General features: G+C 69.6%; 15 protein-coding genes. 11 read left to right on the top strand and 4 right to left on the bottom strand.

The window, feature by feature from the left end; all coding sequences use genetic code 11:
* Positions 1-127: 127 nt before the first annotated feature.
* Positions 128-982, top strand: coding sequence for a helix-turn-helix domain-containing protein (locus tag QMK34_RS12815; RefSeq protein WP_326414075.1), 855 nt, complete (start codon positions 128-130; stop codon positions 980-982).
* Entirely contained in the window at positions 979-1,167 is a 189-nt protein-coding gene (locus QMK34_RS12810) for a DUF397 domain-containing protein (protein ID WP_326414074.1), read from the top strand. The genes QMK34_RS12815 and QMK34_RS12810 overlap by 4 nt, the downstream gene beginning before the upstream one ends.
* Positions 1,168-1,440: 273 nt before the next feature.
* Here the strand turns inward: QMK34_RS12810 and QMK34_RS12805 are convergent, their stop codons facing one another.
* On the bottom strand, positions 1,441-2,247 hold the full coding sequence (locus QMK34_RS12805; protein ID WP_326414073.1) for an adenylate/guanylate cyclase domain-containing protein: 807 nt from the start codon (positions 2,245-2,247) through the stop codon (positions 1,441-1,443).
* Between the two features lie 143 nt (positions 2,248-2,390).
* Between QMK34_RS12805 and QMK34_RS12800 the strand changes: the two genes are divergently transcribed.
* From QMK34_RS12800 to QMK34_RS12780, 5 genes are all read left to right on the top strand, one after another.
* The gene (locus QMK34_RS12800) at positions 2,391-2,885 is read left to right on the top strand and encodes a YbaB/EbfC family nucleoid-associated protein (RefSeq protein ID WP_326414072.1); all 495 of its coding nucleotides are present in this window, start codon (positions 2,391-2,393) and stop codon (positions 2,883-2,885) included.
* Entirely contained in the window at positions 2,882-3,199 is a 318-nt protein-coding gene (locus QMK34_RS12795; protein ID WP_326414071.1) for a hypothetical protein, read from the top strand. Before QMK34_RS12800 ends, QMK34_RS12795 begins: the two co-directional genes overlap by 4 nt.
* The gene (locus QMK34_RS12790) at positions 3,196-4,791 is read left to right on the top strand and encodes a hypothetical protein (protein WP_326414070.1); all 1,596 of its coding nucleotides are present in this window, start codon (positions 3,196-3,198) and stop codon (positions 4,789-4,791) included. The genes QMK34_RS12795 and QMK34_RS12790 overlap by 4 nt, the downstream gene beginning before the upstream one ends.
* 312 nt (positions 4,792-5,103) lie before the next feature.
* Positions 5,104-8,040: an AfsR/SARP family transcriptional regulator gene (locus tag QMK34_RS12785; RefSeq protein WP_326414068.1), complete on the top strand. Its 2,937-nt coding sequence runs from the start codon at positions 5,104-5,106 to the stop codon at positions 8,038-8,040.
* A gap of 58 nt (positions 8,041-8,098) precedes the next feature.
* On the top strand, positions 8,099-8,506 hold the full coding sequence (locus QMK34_RS12780) for a hypothetical protein (RefSeq protein WP_326414067.1): 408 nt from the start codon (positions 8,099-8,101) through the stop codon (positions 8,504-8,506).
* 19 nt (positions 8,507-8,525) lie between these two features.
* Here QMK34_RS12780 and QMK34_RS12775 read toward each other — a convergent pair whose 3' ends face one another.
* Both QMK34_RS12775 and QMK34_RS12770 read right to left on the bottom strand, forming a co-directional pair.
* Positions 8,526-10,622, bottom strand: a complete 2,097-nt coding sequence (locus tag QMK34_RS12775; RefSeq protein WP_326414065.1) for an AMP-binding protein — start codon at positions 10,620-10,622, stop codon at positions 8,526-8,528.
* Positions 10,623-10,765: 143 nt separating this feature from the next.
* Positions 10,766-11,692, bottom strand: a complete 927-nt coding sequence (locus tag QMK34_RS12770; RefSeq protein WP_326414064.1) for a LysR family transcriptional regulator — start codon at positions 11,690-11,692, stop codon at positions 10,766-10,768.
* Between the two features lie 192 nt (positions 11,693-11,884).
* On the opposite strand from QMK34_RS12770, the gene QMK34_RS12765 reads away from it, so the two are divergent.
* The 3 genes from QMK34_RS12765 to QMK34_RS12755 are packed head-to-tail and all read left to right on the top strand — an operon-like array spanning position 11,885 to position 15,277.
* The gene (locus QMK34_RS12765) at positions 11,885-12,604 is read left to right on the top strand and encodes a succinate dehydrogenase cytochrome b subunit (protein ID WP_326414063.1); all 720 of its coding nucleotides are present in this window, start codon (positions 11,885-11,887) and stop codon (positions 12,602-12,604) included.
* Between the two features lies 1 nt (position 12,605).
* Positions 12,606-14,537 (top strand): fumarate reductase/succinate dehydrogenase flavoprotein subunit, encoded by a 1,932-nt coding sequence (locus QMK34_RS12760; RefSeq protein ID WP_326414062.1) that lies wholly within the window; start codon positions 12,606-12,608, stop codon positions 14,535-14,537.
* Positions 14,534-15,277 carry a succinate dehydrogenase/fumarate reductase iron-sulfur subunit gene (locus tag QMK34_RS12755; RefSeq protein WP_326414061.1) on the top strand — a complete coding sequence of 248 codons (744 nt, stop codon included), beginning with the start codon at positions 14,534-14,536 and terminating at the stop codon, positions 15,275-15,277. Before QMK34_RS12760 ends, QMK34_RS12755 begins: the two co-directional genes overlap by 4 nt.
* Positions 15,278-15,310: 33 nt before the next feature.
* On the opposite strand, the gene QMK34_RS12750 is transcribed toward QMK34_RS12755, so the two are convergent.
* Positions 15,311-15,829: a lytic polysaccharide monooxygenase auxiliary activity family 9 protein gene (locus QMK34_RS12750; RefSeq protein WP_326414060.1), complete on the bottom strand. Its 519-nt coding sequence runs from the start codon at positions 15,827-15,829 to the stop codon at positions 15,311-15,313.
* 285 nt (positions 15,830-16,114) lie between these two features.
* On the opposite strand from QMK34_RS12750, the gene QMK34_RS12745 reads away from it, so the two are divergent.
* The gene (locus QMK34_RS12745) at positions 16,115-16,390 is read left to right on the top strand and encodes an alpha/beta hydrolase (RefSeq protein ID WP_326414058.1); all 276 of its coding nucleotides are present in this window, start codon (positions 16,115-16,117) and stop codon (positions 16,388-16,390) included.
* The last annotated feature ends 129 nt before the right edge of the window (positions 16,391-16,519 follow it).

Below are 16,519 nucleotides of genomic sequence, written 5' to 3'. Positions count from 1 at the left end.
AGCACCGGCACCGTGGACGGATGTAGACGCTGTTGACTACAACAGTGTCTACGGCGACCACACTTCAGGGCAATGGCCTGATCGAGTGACACGTGGGCCGCGGATCACGTGCCATATGCTCTGTTTCATGGCTGACCACGCGACTCCGAAATCACGCACGCTTGGCGCCGCGCTGCGCGAGGCGCGGGAGGCGAAGAAGATCTCGCTCCGAGGACTTGCCGGTGAACTGGAGCTCGATCCGAGCCGACTGTCCAAATGGGAAACCGGGAAGCAGGTCCCCAAGGACACCGTGGTCTCGCAGATCCTCACCCACCTGGGAGTTACCGGTGACCGCTACGACGAGATAGTCGCGATGACCGCAGGCGCCGACGCGGGCACATGGCTTGCCGTGACGCTGCCCGAGCAGCGGCAGCATCTCGCCGCGCTGCTGGATCTTGAGGCCACCGCGAAAATGATCACCTCGGTGTCGCCGCTACTGATCCCGGGAGTACTCCAAGAGGGTGAATATGTGCGGGCGATCATGTCAGCCGGGGACCTGCCATCCGGTGAGATCTCCACGCGCGTCGCGACACGGCTGGGCCGCCGCGACACCATTGCGCGTCGAACGCCAGCGCAGTTGCGTGCGTTCATCGGTGAAGCTGCGCTTCGTCAGGTGATCGGCAGCCGGACGGTCATGGAGCACCAGCTGAGTCATTTGCTGCTGGAAGCGGAACGCCCGAACGTCGAGATCAGGGTGGTGACGTTCGACAGCGGATGGCACTCCGGGCTTGAGGGGCCGTTCTCGCTGATAGACCCGAGGCCAGGCGAGGGAATCGTGCCGGTTGTGCACATCGAGAACAGGCGGAGTGGGCTGTTCCTGCACGAGGTCGAAGATGTGGCCACGTATCGGCAAGCCGTCGATACCGTGGTCCAAGCGGCGATGAGTCCCGCCGACACGAAGGGACTCATCGCCGATGTCATCAAGGAGATGAGGACAAGATGAGGATACCGGGAGGCCCCGACAACTGGCGAAAGTCCAGTCGGAGCCAGCCGAGCGAGAACTGCGTCGAGGTCGCGCTTGGTTCGAAGGTCGGCGTGCGTGACACCAAGGACCGGCCGGGCGGCCAACTCGCCATCACCGGCCCCGCGTGGGCCGCGCTGCTCGACGGACTGAAGACCGCGCACTAGCGCACAGACCCGCCCCGGCACACCTCAGAAGTGCTGGGGCGGTTCTGTCTGCCTGTCGCTGACTGGGAATAGTGCGCCGCATCAGCCTGTTGAAACCCCTGGTCGGCGCGTCACCGTGTCCCCCGGGCTCACCCCATTGCCTTCGCGGAGTTCCGTTCGGCTGGAACCGCGAGGCGCCTTTTGCCGAGAGGCGAACCGGAAGCGCCGACCACGTGAAGAACGATGGCCCCACCAGGCTCCGGTGGGGCCATCCTCTCGTTCCGGGAACGAGGTTCAGTGGTGGCCGTAACGCGGCACCACCGCGTAGACCTCGAGGTCCTTCGGCGCGCCCTTCGCGCGGAACCGGCGGCGCCGCCGCACCGTGAACCGGCCGCCGTCGATGCCGCCCAGCGTCGAACCGGTGATCAGGACCTCTCCCCCGCTCGCGGCGTCGGCGACCCGCGCCGCCACGTTGACGTCGACCCCGAAGTAGTCGCGGCCGACCCGGCGCGGACGTCCGGAGTGCAGCCCGGCGCGCAACTGGGGCCGGTAGCCATCGATGTCGACGGCACTGACCGCGACCCCCGCTTCGTGCGCGGCTTCGACCGCCGAGGTTGCGTCGCCGAAGACCGCCATCAAGCCGTCGCCGAGACCCTTGACCACTTTGCCGTGGTGACGGTCGATGGAGACCGCCGTCACGTCCGACACCTCGCGCAGCAGGCGCAGCGCCTGATCGTCACCCACTTCGAGCGCCCATGACGAGAACCCGACAAGGTCGGTGAACAGCACGGTGATCTCGGTGTCCGCGCCGAGCCCGACGCGAGTGCCGCTGAACGCCTGCCAGACCTGCACGGCCGCCAGGCCCAGCTCGCGCAGCACGCTGGGCTGGTCGGCCCTGGCCTCGCCGAGCAGCCGCGCCACCCGATCGGAGGGATGCCCGGCCGTGGTGGACAGCGAGTCGCCGAGCGTGCTGTCGCCCGGCACCAGCCCCCGGACCAGCCGTGCGGTCCTCACCAGCCCGTTCCGGCTGTCGGCTCCCCGCAGGAAACTGCCCATGCCGGAGCGGCCGGGGGCTTGCTCGGGCACGCGGTCCTCGGTCACCCCACGGAGTCTACTGGTGAGTAGCCCCCGCCCGCCAGGATGTCGCCCACCGGCCACCGGCGGTTCACCCGCAGGGCGATTCGCGGTGTCGCGCGATCACTAGTCTCGGCCCTCGCGCCAATGGGTTCGGCTGAGAGGACGCCGTGGACGAGCAGGAATGGCTGGACGATTTCCAGCGCCGGGTCGGGGACATGCGCACGAAGAGCTTGCTGCTACAGGGAAAGCTCAGCCGTGCCGAGGGAACGGCCCAGTCGGGGAACGGCCTGGTGTCGGTGACGGTCACCCCCAGCGGGGCGCTGAAGAACCTGCACATCGACGACCGCGCGGTGCGCCAGGGCGGTGCCGCGCAGCTCACCGCGATGATCATGGAGACCTACGGCAAGGCGCAGCGTCAGGTGTCCCGCGAGGTCGCGGACGCACTGGAGCCCTTGGCGGGCGGCAGCGAGATGATGCAGGTGGTCCGCAGCTTCCTGCCGCCGCCCGAAGAACCCGAGACCCCGGAAACACCCGAACCACCACCTCCGCCACCGCCTCCCGCGCCGCCGCGCCCGCAGACCGGCCCATCGCCGACCCCGCAGGCCGCGCCGCCCCGTCCGCCGCGTAGCCAGCCGGACGAAGACGACCTTCAGCCGTGGTGACGGGCGCGGGCTTCACCGTCGACCCAGCGGTGTTGGAGACCTACGCGACCGGGCTCGAGGAGCGCGGCGGCCGGGTGAAGGGCGCGGCGGACAAGGTGTCGACGGTCAACGGCGGCGACATCAACGCGTTCGGCGTCGCGGTGGGGCAGGTGCTCGGCATCCCCACCCGGATCGCGCTCGGCGTGCTGCACGACCAGGTCGCGTCCGCCGCCAAGGCCTTCACCGACCAGACCGCCAACGTGCGCGCGGCGGCGGCCAAGTACCGCGACACCGAAGGCGACCACACCGCCGCGTTCTCCGGAGAACAGCCTTGAGCGAAACCTCGACGTTCAACCCCACCGCCGCGCCCGACTTCGGCGCCGGGGTGGTGATCACCGACGCCAACAAGTTCTCCGGAGCCGGTTTCCTCGACTCGTACACCTTCCTGATCAAGAGCTGCCAGGACATCCAGACCGCCGACGATTCCGACAAGGCCGCGCTCGGCGTGGCGATCGGGCTCGGCGCGGTGGCTTCCGTGGTGGACACGGTCAAGCTCGTGCTCAACCCGCTGGGCAGCCTCATCTCCGCCGGGCTCGGCTGGCTGATCGAGCACGTCAGCTTCCTGCGCGAGCCGCTCGACATGCTGATGGGTGATCCCGACCAGATCCAGCTGCTGAGCCAGGAAGTGCACACCATCGCGGCGTCGATCCGCAAGATCGGTGAGGATCAGACGGCGTCCCTGACCGGCGACATCGCGGCCTGGCACGGCGACGCGGCGGACGCGTTCACCGCCCGGATGAAGGAACTGTCCGCGGACCTGGACAGCAAGGCCCACGGCACCGACGTCGTCGGGTACCTCATCCAGACCAACATGGCGATCATCGCGGCCGTCCGCGGGTTGTTCCGCGACCTGGTCACCACGGTGCTCGGCGACATCATCTCGACGATGCTGATCGCACTGGCCACCGCGCCCTTCACGTTCGGCGCGTCGCTGGTGGCGGGCGTCACCTGGTGCGTCACCCAGGCCACCCTGACCGCGACGTCGATGGCCTCGAAACTCGCCGCGGTGATCGCCCAGGCCACCCGCTCGGCGGGCCGCCTCGGCGACCTGGTGAAGCTGCTCAAGACCCGCCCCGGCGCGAGCGGCGCGGCAGGCCACGGCGGCGGCGACATCCCCCTGCGACCGGCGCCGCCCACCCGTCCGGTGCCACCGCCACCGGCCCCGACCCGGCCGCCACCGCCCACGCACCCCGCGGACGACGACGTACCCCCACCGCCCACGCGTCCCGCCGACGACGTCCCGGCACCACCCCCGGCGCGTCCCGGGGACGACGCACCGCCGCCCGGCCGTCCCGCGGACGACGACGCGTCCAGCTACCACACGGCGCACGAAGACACACCGCCACCGAGTCCGCGTCCCAGCGTCGACGACGCGCCACCACCGGGTCGTCCCGCGGACGACGACGCTTCGAGCTACCACACCGCGCACGAAGACACACCGCCACCGAGTCCGCGTCCGAGCGTCGACGAAAGCCCGCCGCCGAGCACACATTCCGGCGACGACGCCACCCCTGAACCGAGCCCGAGGCCCAGCGGCGACGGCACCCCGGAGCCCGGCCCGCGCCCCAGCGGCGACAGCGACGCACCGGCACCGCCCCCGGCCGCACCCGTGCCCTGGACCAAGAACCACGAGACCTGGCTCAAGGAGCATCAGCCCGACGCCTGGGCGAAGTACAAGTCCGAGGAGAACTGGCTCAAGGACAACCATCCCGAGTCGTTCAAGCTCTTCAAGCAGTGGATCGCGGACTCCGACAGCGCCAAAGAGATCTGGGCCTGGCCGATCAAGGGCACCCAGGAGGTCGTCAAACAGCTGCTCGATATTCAGAAGACGGCTGCAACCGGCTGGGCCGCGGACCACAACGGCTGACCACCCGGGTCAACGATGGAAGCCGCGTGTGCTCCCGGTTGACCGCGTCAATATCGCTGCCCTGTCACGGAAACCCTTGTCCAAAGCCACACCAAGCTGATCGAACTCCAGCATCCACGCATCCGCACGACCCAGATCCCTTTCCGCAGCAAGAAGGCATGACACTGTCGGGCTCGCACGGCGAGACCCCTCGACTCTCCGTGCCTGGCGGCGACCGGCGCCCAGCGGCTCTACAGTGACAAGGTGGCTGTACAGGATCGGCATATCCGGCGAATATCGACTGGTCAGGATGATCAAGCGAAGGGGACTGTCGTGGAGTTCCTGCTCCTCGGCCCGGTCGAGGTCCGATCAGGGACCGTGCACCTGCAGCTGGCCTCACAGCGGCAACGGGCACTGCTCGCCGCTCTCCTGCTGACGCCCAACGTCGTGGTCCCGCCGCCCCGGTTGATGGAGGTGATCTGGGGCGAGACCGCGCCGACCTCGGCGCCGGCGAACCTCCGGAACCACGTCTCGCAGCTGCGGCAGCGCCTTGCCACGCTGGAAGACGGCGCACAGCGGATTTCCGCTCGTGCGGGCGGGTACCTGATCGAGGTCCAGCCGGAGGAGGTCGATGTCGCCCGGTTCGATCGGCTCGCCGAGTCCGGCCACCAGGCGCTTCGTACCGGCGACGACAAGCACGCAGCCGAGCTGCTGGGGCAAGCGCTGGCGTTGTGGCGGGGACGACCGCTGGCCAACCTGCCGGCGACCGCGGTGACCGAAAGTGAGGCACAACGGCTGATCGACGCCCGGCTGTCGGTCGTCGAGAACCACGGCCGCGCCAGGTTGAACCTCGGTGCGTGCACAGCTGTGGCGGGCGAACTGCGCCGGCTGGTCGTCGACCACCCGTTCCATGAACGACTCTGGGCACTGCTGATGCTCGCGCTGGCCGGCGCCGGGCAACAGGCCGCGGCGCTCGATGCCTACGACGCGATCCGCGGTCGCCTGGCCGCTGACCTGGGCGCCGATCCTGGTCCAGACCTGCGCGAGGCGCAGCTGGCCGTCCTCCGGCAGCAGACGACCCCCAGCGCGTCGTCCGCAACTCCGCCCGCGGAGACCACCACGCCCACCCGTGGTGGTGCCGTCGGCTCGGCAGAGTCGAGTGGGCGCAACTGTCTTCCCCGTGATCTTGCGGACTTCACCGGGCGGGACAGTGAACTCGCCCGCCTGGTGGCGTCCGCTGATGACTGTGCTTCCGTCTACACGGTCGACGGGATGGCGGGGGTCGGTAAGACCGCGTTCGCCGTCCACACCGGCCACCTGCTCGCCGAGCGGTTTCGCGACGGTGTGCTCTTCGTCGACCTGCAAGGCCACAGCGCGGGGAAAGTGCCGCTGACCGCGGACGAGGCTCTCGACGTTCTGCTGGGGCAGCTCGGCATCGCGACGATCGGTGACGCCAAAGCGCAGTGGCGGGCGAAGACCGCGGCGCTGCGGCTGCTGGTCATCTTCGACAACGCCGTCGACGAGGCTCAGGTGGCCCCGCTGGTGCCCGCCGGTCCCGGCCTCGTGATCGTGACGAGCCGGGCCAGGCTGCCGAACCTCGCCGGAGCACGGCCACTGTCGCTGGCCGTGCTGGCCGCGGAGGAAGCCGCGGTGTTCTTCGCCCGTCTGGTGGGCACCGACAGAGCGGCCGCGGAACCCGAGGCCGTGGCACACATCGTCCGCCTGTGCGCGGGCCTGCCGCTCGCGCTGCGGCTGTCCGGGGCCCGGCTGGCGCACCGGACGGCCTGGCCGATCGCGCATCTGTCCGCGCAGCTGGCCGACGCCCGCTGGCGGCTGCCGAAACTGTTCGCCGACCGCGAGGTGGCGCTGGCGTTCCGCATGTCCCACGAGCAGCTGCCACCCGGTGACCAGCAGGTCTTTTACGCCCTGGGCAGGCATCCCGGCGCTGACGCGGACACCGCGGTCCTCGCGGCCATGACCGGCCTGCCGGTGGAGCGGGCCGACGACGCCCTGCAGAGGCTGGTCGATGTCCATCTGGCCGAGGAACCCGTGCCCGGCCGCTACCGTCAGCACGACCTCCTCAGGCAGTACGCCCGCGGTCTGTCCGACGACCCGCAGATGACCGAGAAGCTGCTGGACCACTACCTGAGAGCCATCACGGACGCGGCGGCGCACCTCGACGGCAACGGCCAGGAGGCCGCGGCGGCGCGCGCTTGGCTGATGGCCGAGCGCAGCAACCTCCTGGCCGCGACGCACTGCGCCGCGGCCGAGGGATACAGCAACCACGCCTGGCGGCTGGCCATCTCCTTCTGGCACTTCCTGGGCCGCAACCTCGCCGGTGACCCGATCGAACTGCTCGAGCAAAGCCTCGCCGCGGCCCAGGAAACAGCCGAGGGCGGCGAAGGCCTGCTGAACACCCTGCTGGCACTGGCCCACTGGTCGGCCGGTCACACCTCGCGCACCTACGATCTGCTGACCGCGTCGGCGAAGCAGCAGGACAACAACACCGAGTCCCACGCGCACACGCTCGCCCTGCTCGGCCTGATACACCTGCAACGCGGCGCCCACGCGCGGGCAGCACACCATGCCCAAGCCGCGTTCGACGAGCTCGCCGAACTCACGCAGCTGTCCCCGCTCGGCATCGACGCCAAAATCATCACCTTCTGGACCCGCGGTGTCGTGCTCGGCCTCAACGGCGAGCATGACACCGCGCTGGTCTCCCTGCGAACGGCCTACGCCGCCTGCGAGGAATTGGGCCGCCAGAGCCCCAACGACCACGTGCTCACCGCGCTGGCGCGATGCCTCATCGCGCTCGGCGCCGCCGAAGAGGCCCTCGGCCACCTCCGTCAGGCACGCGAGCTGCGGCAGCGGATCGGCGACAAAGAAGGCGAAGCCGAAACGCTGGTCCTCATCGGAACAGCACAACGCTCGGCCGGACATCCCCACGACGCCCTGGAACCACAACGTGCCGCGGTGACCATGCTCGACAACGACGCGCGGCTGCAAGCACACGCCCGGATCGAACTCGGCCAGACCCTCGCCGCGCTCGGCAGCGACACCGAGGCCATCGGGCACTACGAGCTCGCCCTCACCCTCGCGGTCCACGGCGATCACCTTCACGAACAAGCCCAGGCACACCACGAACTCGCCCTCACCGGCAACGACCCCCAAACAGCCCGGAAACACCAGCGGGCCGCAGCGGAAATCGCCACCCGGCTCGACCTGGAACACCCGAAATCGCTACCCCACCTACGCCCCGCCGGCTGGTGAACCCGCACCGCCAGGCCGTCGTCCGTGAATCACGGCAACCTCCCGATATGCTGCCCGGGTGGCTACTTGGCGTGATCTGACGACGTACATCCGGCAGGAGTTCCGCGTCATGCGAGACGAGCCCGACGAGATCCGGATCAGGATCTCCTTCGGTTCCGACCCGGACACCGAGGAGCGGGCCCAGGTGGTCATGGTGGCCAGGGAGATCTTCGACAAGAAGGAGGAGTGGGTCCAGATCGCGACCCCCTTCGCCCGCGTCGACGAGGTGGATCTGCGCTCCGTGCTCGAAGAGGTCGGCAACACCACCGTGGTGGGCGGGATCGTGATCATGGGCGAGCACGTGGTGCTCCGGCACTCGCTGCCGCTGATCAACCTCGACATCAACGAGTTCCTCGACCCGCTCGAACTAGTCGCGGGCTCGGCCGAACTGCTCGAACAGCAGTTCACCGGCCGCGACGACTACTGAGCCGCGGGTCCACAAAGGATCATCGGGCCACCGGGTCCGGTGGTGCCATGGGCCAGGTGTCGTCGTTGAGCAGCCGTTTGACCACCTTGCCGGTCGCGTTGCGCGGCAGCTCGTCGACGAAGTAGACGTCGCGCGGCACCGCGAACCGGGCCAGCCGCTGGTGGATGTAGGAGCGGACGTCGTCGGCGGCGAGGCGGCTGCCGGGGCGCAGCACCAGGTACGCGGCGAGGCGCTGGCCGAACTCCGGGTCCGGCACCCCGACCGCGGCCGCCTCGTAGACCTGGGGCAGCGCCATCAGCGCCTCCTCGACCGGGCGCGGGAACACGTTCTCCCCACCGGACACGATCATCTCGTCCGCCCGGCCCGTGACGAACAGCCTGCCGCCGGCGTCCAGGTAGCCGACGTCGCCGGTGGCCATCAGCCGGTCCGCCATCGGCAGGGTGCCGCCGTCGGTGTAGCCGTCGAACAGCATGTCGTTGCCGACGAAGATCTGGCCGTCGACGCCGGGCGGGACCGGGCCGTTCTCGCTGTCGAGGATGGCGACCTCGGTGCCGGGCGGGCAGCGGCCCGCCGTCGTCGGCGCGGCGCGCAGGTCGGCCGGGTCGGCGATGCTCGCCCACGACACCTCGGTCGAGCCGTACAGGTTGTAGAGGATGTCGCCGAAGGCGTCCATGAACGAGGTGACCAGCGAGCCGGACAGCGCCGACCCGCTGCTCGCGACCACGCGCAACGACGAGAGGTCGTAGCGATGGCGCACCCGCTCCGGCAGGTCGAGGATGCGCCGCAGCATGATCGGGACGGCGAACAGCACGTCGCACCGGTGCTCCGCGATCGTGCGCAGCGTCTCCTCGGCGTCGAACAGCCGGACCAGCGAGAGCGACGCGCGCACCGCCATGCCGATCTGCATCCCCGCCAGGCCCCAGGTGTGGAACAGCGGCGCCGCGACGACGATCCGGTCGCCCGCCCGCATCGGGATCCGCGCGAGGATGGCCGCCGCCGAGCCCAGTCCCTTCGGGGTCGGCCTGCGGGCGCCCTTGGGCACCCCGGTCGTCCCGGAGGTGAGCACCACGATCCGGCCCGGCCGATCCACCGGTTTCAACCGGGTCGCGGGGGCGTCCTGGATCAGCTCGTCCACCGTCGGGTAGCCGCTGTCCGCCTCCGGCCAGGTGCTGAACCGGAGGAAGTCGCCGGGCGCCCGTTCGATCGTCCCGGCGAACTCGTCGTCGGCCAGCACCACCTTCGGCTGGTGACGGCCGATGACCTTGGCGACGGCGGTGGCGGACAGGCCGGTGTTGAGCAGCAGCACGTCGGCGCCGAGCTTGCCGCAGGCGATGAACGCCTCGACCATCGCGGTGTGGTTGCGGCACATGAACGCGACGCGGTCGGCCGCACGCACGCCCTGCCCGGCGAGCGCGTTCGCCAGCCGGTTGCTGCGCTCGTCCGTCTCGGCGAACGTGCGGACGCTGCGCTCGTCGTGCAGCGCCAGCTCACCGGGCGCACGCGCCGCGGAGGCCTGGTAACCACCCGCCACCGTCGCTCCCCAGCGCGCCAGTGAGGACAGCTGCCGGACGACCTTGTCCGGGCGGCCGGGCGAAAGCACCCCGGCACGAACCAGGATGGAGGCGGTGCCCAGCGTGGTCGCCTTGGCGTCGTCGCGCAGGTGCGGGCTGCCGGACGGCCGCCCCGACAGGTGCTCGCCGATGCGCAGCCCGATCTCGCGGACCCCGCGCCGGACCGAGCCCGGCGAACCCAGGTCCGCGAACGAGGCGGGCACCGCGGGCATCATCAGCCGCACGACGAGCTCGGTGCGCTCGCCCCCGAGATCACGCAGTTCGAGCGAGACCCAGTGCCGCTGGTCGTTTTCGCCGCTCCACACGACGTGCTCACCGGCGCGGTGGACCCCGGCGTGGATCGAGACCTCGAGGAGCACGCCGCGCTGCGGAGTGAGCCTGATCAGGCATCGGGGACCGCGTCCGCGCTCGGCGGGCACGACCACCTCGCACCAGCTGATGGCGGGCACGAATCTGGAGTACAGCTCCGGGGCGCCGACCACCTCCCACACCCGGCGGGGAGAGTGCTCGATCACCGAGCGTGCCTCGACTACCTCGTCTCGCATCAGTTCTCTTCACCGCCGCGCACGTTGGGCGCTCGCCGGCGGGGTACCGCGAAACCGGCGAGGCGTTCAAGTCGGGCGACCGTATCAGCAAACGGCCGACACCCCTAGCCCGAACGGTCGACTGTATGCAATAACGCCGGGCGTCAGCTGACGCCGATCAACGGTTCGGTGCCCGGCGGCAGCTGGTCGGCGCGCCCCAAAAAGCTCGTGATCGCGTCCCGCAGGGCTCGCACGGCGCGGGACGGTTCGACGTCGCGGCGGTAGGCGAGCCGCACGATCCGGCTCAGTCCCGGGGCGCTGAACCGCCTCATCGCGAACCGGTCGCCGACCACCGTGCTCGGCACGACGGCGAGTCCGATCCCCGCCTTCACGAACTCGAGCACCGCGTCCATCTCGCCACCCTCGATCGCGAACGTCGGCTCGAACCCCGCTGCCCGGCAGGCCGACACCGTCGCCTCCCGCAGGTCGTAGCCCCGCCGGAACATCACGAGCGGCCGCCCCGCCAGCTCCAGGATCCGCATCCGCCCGGAGGCGACCGGGAGCGGCGCGTCCTTCGACGAGATCACCACCAGTTCCTCGACGAACAGCGGCAGCATCGACAGCCTCGCGTCGTCGTGCACCCGCGAGTCGACGACCATCGCCAGGTCCAGGGCGCCCTCGGACAAGGCCGTCTGCAGGTCACGCGAACCGCCCTCGTGGAGCACGAGCTCGATTCCCGGGTACTCGCGCCGGAAGGCGGCCAGCATCGTCGGCAGCAGCCCGGTGCACAGGCTCGGGGTCGCGCCGAGCCGGACCCGGCCGCGGCCCAGCTGGTCCAGCTCCCGGATCGCCCGGTAGGCGGTGTCGGTCTCCGCCAGGATTCGGCGGGCGATCGGCAAGAGCGTCTCCCCCGCCTCCGTCAGGGAGACATTGCCGCGGATGCGGTGGAACAGCGTCGCGCCGATGTCGCGCTCCAGCGCCTTCACCTGCTGCGACAGGGAGGGCTGGGCGACGCGCATCTGCTCGGCCGCCCGGGTGAAGTGCCGCGCGTCCGCGACCGCGACGAAGTAGGCGAGCTGCTGGAACTGCATGAGCCCATAATAGCCATTGCCTCTCGAATCGAGAGCTAGCATGTGTTTATGCCCCTGAAGGCCACCTTCACGGCGTATTACGCCGTGAAGGTGGCCTTCAGAGGCATTTCCAGCGATGATAGTCATACGCTCTCGATTTGAGAGTTAGGATGTGTTTGCCCTCTGGACAATCGCGGCCTACCGTCGGTTCTCGTGGTAGTTGATCTCGCACCGGCCGCTCCCGTGCGGCGCAAGCGTTCCGCCGCCCGCCTTTTCTGGGACTCGACGATCGGCAAGAAGGCGGTCATGGCCGTGTCCGGACTGCTGATGCTCGCGTTCCTGCTCGTGCACATGGCGGGAAACCTCAAGATCTTCTTCGGACAGGCGGAATTCGACAGCTACGCCGGCTGGCTGCGCACGATCGGCGAGCCGGTTTTGCACAGCAGCTGGTTCCTGTGGCTGCAGCGCGCGGTCCTGCTGGCCGCGCTCGTCGCACACGTCACCGCGGCGGCCCAACTGTCCAAACGGGACCTGCGGGCCCGGCCGACACGTTACGTCCACGGCCAGCGCGCGAAAGCGACGTTCGCCACCCGCACGATGCGCTGGGGCGGCGTGATCCTCGCGCTCTACATCGTGTGGCACATCCTCGACCTCACGGTCGGCGTGGCCAACCAGGACTTCGTGGCCGATCACCCGTACCACAACATCGTGGCGGACTTCGGAGTCTGGTGGGTCAACCTGATCTACATCGTCGCGCTGCTGTTGCTGGGACTGCACATCAACCACGGCTTCTGGAGCGCGGCACAGACGCTCGGGCTCACCCGGCCGTCGCGGGCGCGGGCGGTCAAGGTGCTCGGCTCGACGCTGGCGGTCGTGATCACCGCCGGTTTCCTGATGGTCCCCGTCGGCGTGATGACAGGATTGGTGGGCTGACATGCTCGACTACACGATCGGCGAGCCGATCGCCGACACGAAGGCCCCGGACGTCCCGGTGGAACACCAGTGGGAGCGCCGGAAGTTCGAAGCCAGGCTGGTGAACCCCGCCAACCGGCGCAAGCACCGGATCATCGTGGTGGGCACGGGCCTGGCGGGCGGCGCGGCGGGCGCGACGCTGGCGGAGCAGGGCTACCAGGTGGTCCAGTTCTGTTTCCAGGACTCCCCCCGCCGGGCGCACTCGGTCGCGGCGCAGGGCGGCATCAACGCCGCCAAGAACTACCGCAACGACGGCGATTCGGTGTACCGCCTGTTCTACGACACGGTCAAGGGCGGCGACTTCCGCTCCCGCGAGTCCACTGTGTACCGGCTGGCGCAGGTCTCGGCGCAGATCATCGACCAGGCCGTCGCGCAGGGCGTGCCGTTCGCGCGGGAGTACGGCGGCCTGCTCGACACCCGTTCGTTCGGCGGGGTCCAGGTGCAGCGCACGTTCTACGCACGCGGCCAGACGGGCCAGCAGCTTCTGCTCGGCGCGTACCAGGCGCTGTCGCGCCAGATCGACGCGGGCAACGTCGAACTGCACGCCCGCACCGAGATGCTGGACCTGGTCGTCGTCGACGGCAAGGCCCGCGGCATCGTGGCGCGCGACCTGGTCACCGGCGAGGTCGAAACCCACCTCGCCGACGCCGTCGTCCTCGCGACCGGCGGCTACGGCAACCTGTTCTACCTCTCGACCAACGCCAAGGGTTCCAACGCCAGCGCGATCTGGCGCGCCCACAAACGCGGCGCCTACCTGGCCAACCCGTGCTACACGCAGATTCACCCGACCTGCATCCCGCGCTCGGGTGAGCACCAGTCGAAGCTGACCCTGATGAGCGAGTCGCTGCGCAACGACGGCCGCATCTGGGTGCCCCGGCGGAAAGGCGACAGCCGCCCGCCCAACGAGATCCCCGAGGACGAGCGCGACTACTACCTCGAACGGCTGTACCCGAGCTTCGGCAACCTGGTGCCCCGCGACATCGCCTCACGCGCCGCGAAGAACCAGTGCGACGAAGGGTTCGGCGTGGGCCCCGGCGGCCTCGGCGTCTACCTCGACTTCGCCGACGCGATCGCGCGGCTGGGCCGCCCGGCGATCGAGGCCCAGTACGGCAATCTCTTCGACATGTACGAGCGCATCACCGCGGAGAACCCGTACGAGGTCCCGATGCGCATCTACCCCGCGATCCACTACACGATGGGCGGGCTGTGGGTCGACTACGACCTGCAGAGCACGGTCCCGGGCCTGTTCGTGATCGGCGAGGCGAACTTCTCCGACCACGGCGCGAACCGGCTCGGCGCGTCCGCGCTGATGCAAGGCCTGGCGGACGGCTACTTCGTGCTGCCGTCGACGATCAACGACTACATAGCGCGCGGCGGTTTCGACACCGTGGCGGCGGACGACCCCGCCGTGCGCCAGGTCGAAACCGAGGTGACGGATCGGCTGCGCCGGCTGCTGTCGGTCGACGGCAGCCGGACGGTCGACTCGTTCCACCGCGAGCTGGGCATGCTGATGTGGGAACACTGCGGCATGGCGCGCACCGCGACCGGCTTGCGCAAGGCCCTCGACCGAGTCCCCGAACTGCGTGCGGAGTTCTGGCGCGAGGTCCGCGTCCCTGGCACCGGCGAGCAGCTCAACCAGGAACTCGAGAAGGCCAACCGGGTCGCGGACTTCCTCGAGTTCGGCGAGCTCCTGCTGCTCGACGCGCTGACCCGTGAGGAGTCCTGCGGCGGCCATTTCCGCGAGGAACACCAGACAGCGGACGGCGAAGCCCAGCGCGACGACGAGAACTTCGGCCACGTCGCGGCTTGGGAGTACGGCGGCGAGTCCCCCGTGCTGCACAAGGAAAACCTGGTCTTCGACCGCGTCCACCCGACCCAGCGGAGTTACACGTGAAGCTCACCGTGCGCATCTGGCGCCAATCCGGTCCGGACACCGAGGGTGCCATGGTCGACTACCCGGTCGACGGCATCAGCCCGGACATGTCCTTCCTCGAGATGCTCGACGTCCTCAACGAGGACCTCATCGTGGAAGGCGAGGAGCCGGTCGCGTTCGACCACGACTGCCGTGAGGGCATCTGCGGCTCCTGCGGCGTCGTGATCAACGGCCGGGCCCACGGCCCCGAACAGACGACCACCTGCCAGCTGCACATGCGGGCGTTCCGCGACGGCGACGTGATCGACGTCGAACCGTGGCGCGCCAAGGCTTTCCCGATCATCAAGGACCTCGTGGTCGACCGGTCCGCCTTCGACCGCATCGTGGCGTCCGGCGGCTACGTCACCGCGCCGACGGGCAGCGCCCCCGACGCGCACGCCACCCCCGTGCCCAAGGCGGACGCGGACCTGGCGTTCGACAACGCGACCTGCATCGGCTGCGGCGCCTGCGTGGCCGCCTGCCCAAACGGCTCCTCGATGCTGTTCACCTCGGCCAAGGTGACCCACCTGAACCTGCTCCCGCAGGGTCAACCGGAACGGGAACGGCGGGTGCTCGACATGGTGGCGACCATGGACGACGCGGACTTCGGCGGCTGCACGAACACTGGTGAGTGCGTCGCGTCCTGTCCGAAAGGGATCCCGCTGTCGAGCATCGCCAACCTCAACAAGGAGTTCCTTCGCGCCACCCGCAAGGGAAAGTAGGCGGCGGAAGAGCCCGTGGAACCGGCCCTCCCGCTAACCGATCTGCAGATCGACGCAGGCGTAGAACGCGTTGGCCGTGTCGGCGATGTTCCAGACCGCGAGCAGCTTCTGCTTGCCCGTCGCCGTGCCGAGGTTGACGCTGTGCGAAACGGTGGCACCCGGGGTCGCGCCCTTGTCGTCGAACACCGCGACGCGGGTGCCGCCGACGTAGTACTCCCAAGTGCTGGTGCGGTGCTGGGCGGTCAGCTTCCAGGAGAACGTCGTCGTGCGGGCGACCGGCGTGACCTTCCAGCCCTTGGCGTCGTTGTCCAGCTCGGCGAACCGCGAGTTCCCGCCACTGCAACTGCGCAGGCCCTTCGGCCCTTCGACGCTCTGCGGCTCGTACTTGATCGCGCCGCAGGAGACCGTGCCCGAAGCGCATTGCGCCTGCCTGCTCGGCGGAGTGGAGATGTAGCCGTGCGCGCTGGCCGTTCCCGCGGGCAGCGCCACCAGGAAGATCGGGATCATCGCCGCACCGGCCGCGGCGGAGAGGAGCTTTCGCTTGACGTCCATGCCAACTCCTTTTCGACACCCACGGCCGCTGCCCCCTGTCGGCGGCTCGGACCGGCGACCGGTCAGAGGCAGGGGCCAGTGCAGCGGGAACTTGAACGGGAGGGATCCCATCGGCCGGGCCGGCTCTGCGGGCAGCTCCGGCGAGAGGTGCCGATGTGGTCTAGACCATAACGGAATGGGGCGTTTCGGTCAAGAGTTGGCAAACACCCGGCACTGTCGGTGATGACCGGACTTCCTGGCGCGCCACACCGGAATCGGCGCGGGGCGCTACCGTCGGATCAGACTGTGCTGTTCGTGGACGGGTGGTTCGGCCCGGAGCCGGAGGACTGGGTGGCCCGGCTCGACGAAACCCTGGCGATCCTCGCCGTCAGCTCCGACGATCGCTGGCTCACGCCAGAACGCGCCCGGTCCTTCGCCAAGGACTGGGGCACGCGACTGGTCGACGTCGGCCCGGTGGGGCATCTGACCGGCGCCCACGGCCCGTGGCCCGCGGGCGAGCCGCTGCTCGCCGAGCTCCTCGGCCCAGCGGATACGACGTTCCAGGACCCCGATCGAAGCTGACTCCCCTTCGGCCAGCGCGCCCCTGTGTGAAGCCTCTGAAGGCCACCTTGAGGGACCTAGAGTCCCTCTAGGTGGCCTTCAGGGGCAAAGGGGACCGCGGCGGCGGCCCGGCCACCGAGAGCACCGCCG

This window comes from Amycolatopsis sp. H20-H5 (assembly GCF_035828755.1).
In the GTDB taxonomy this organism is placed as follows: domain Bacteria; phylum Actinomycetota; class Actinomycetes; order Mycobacteriales; family Pseudonocardiaceae; genus Amycolatopsis.
This window is presented reverse-complemented; position numbering and strand designations above follow the sequence as displayed.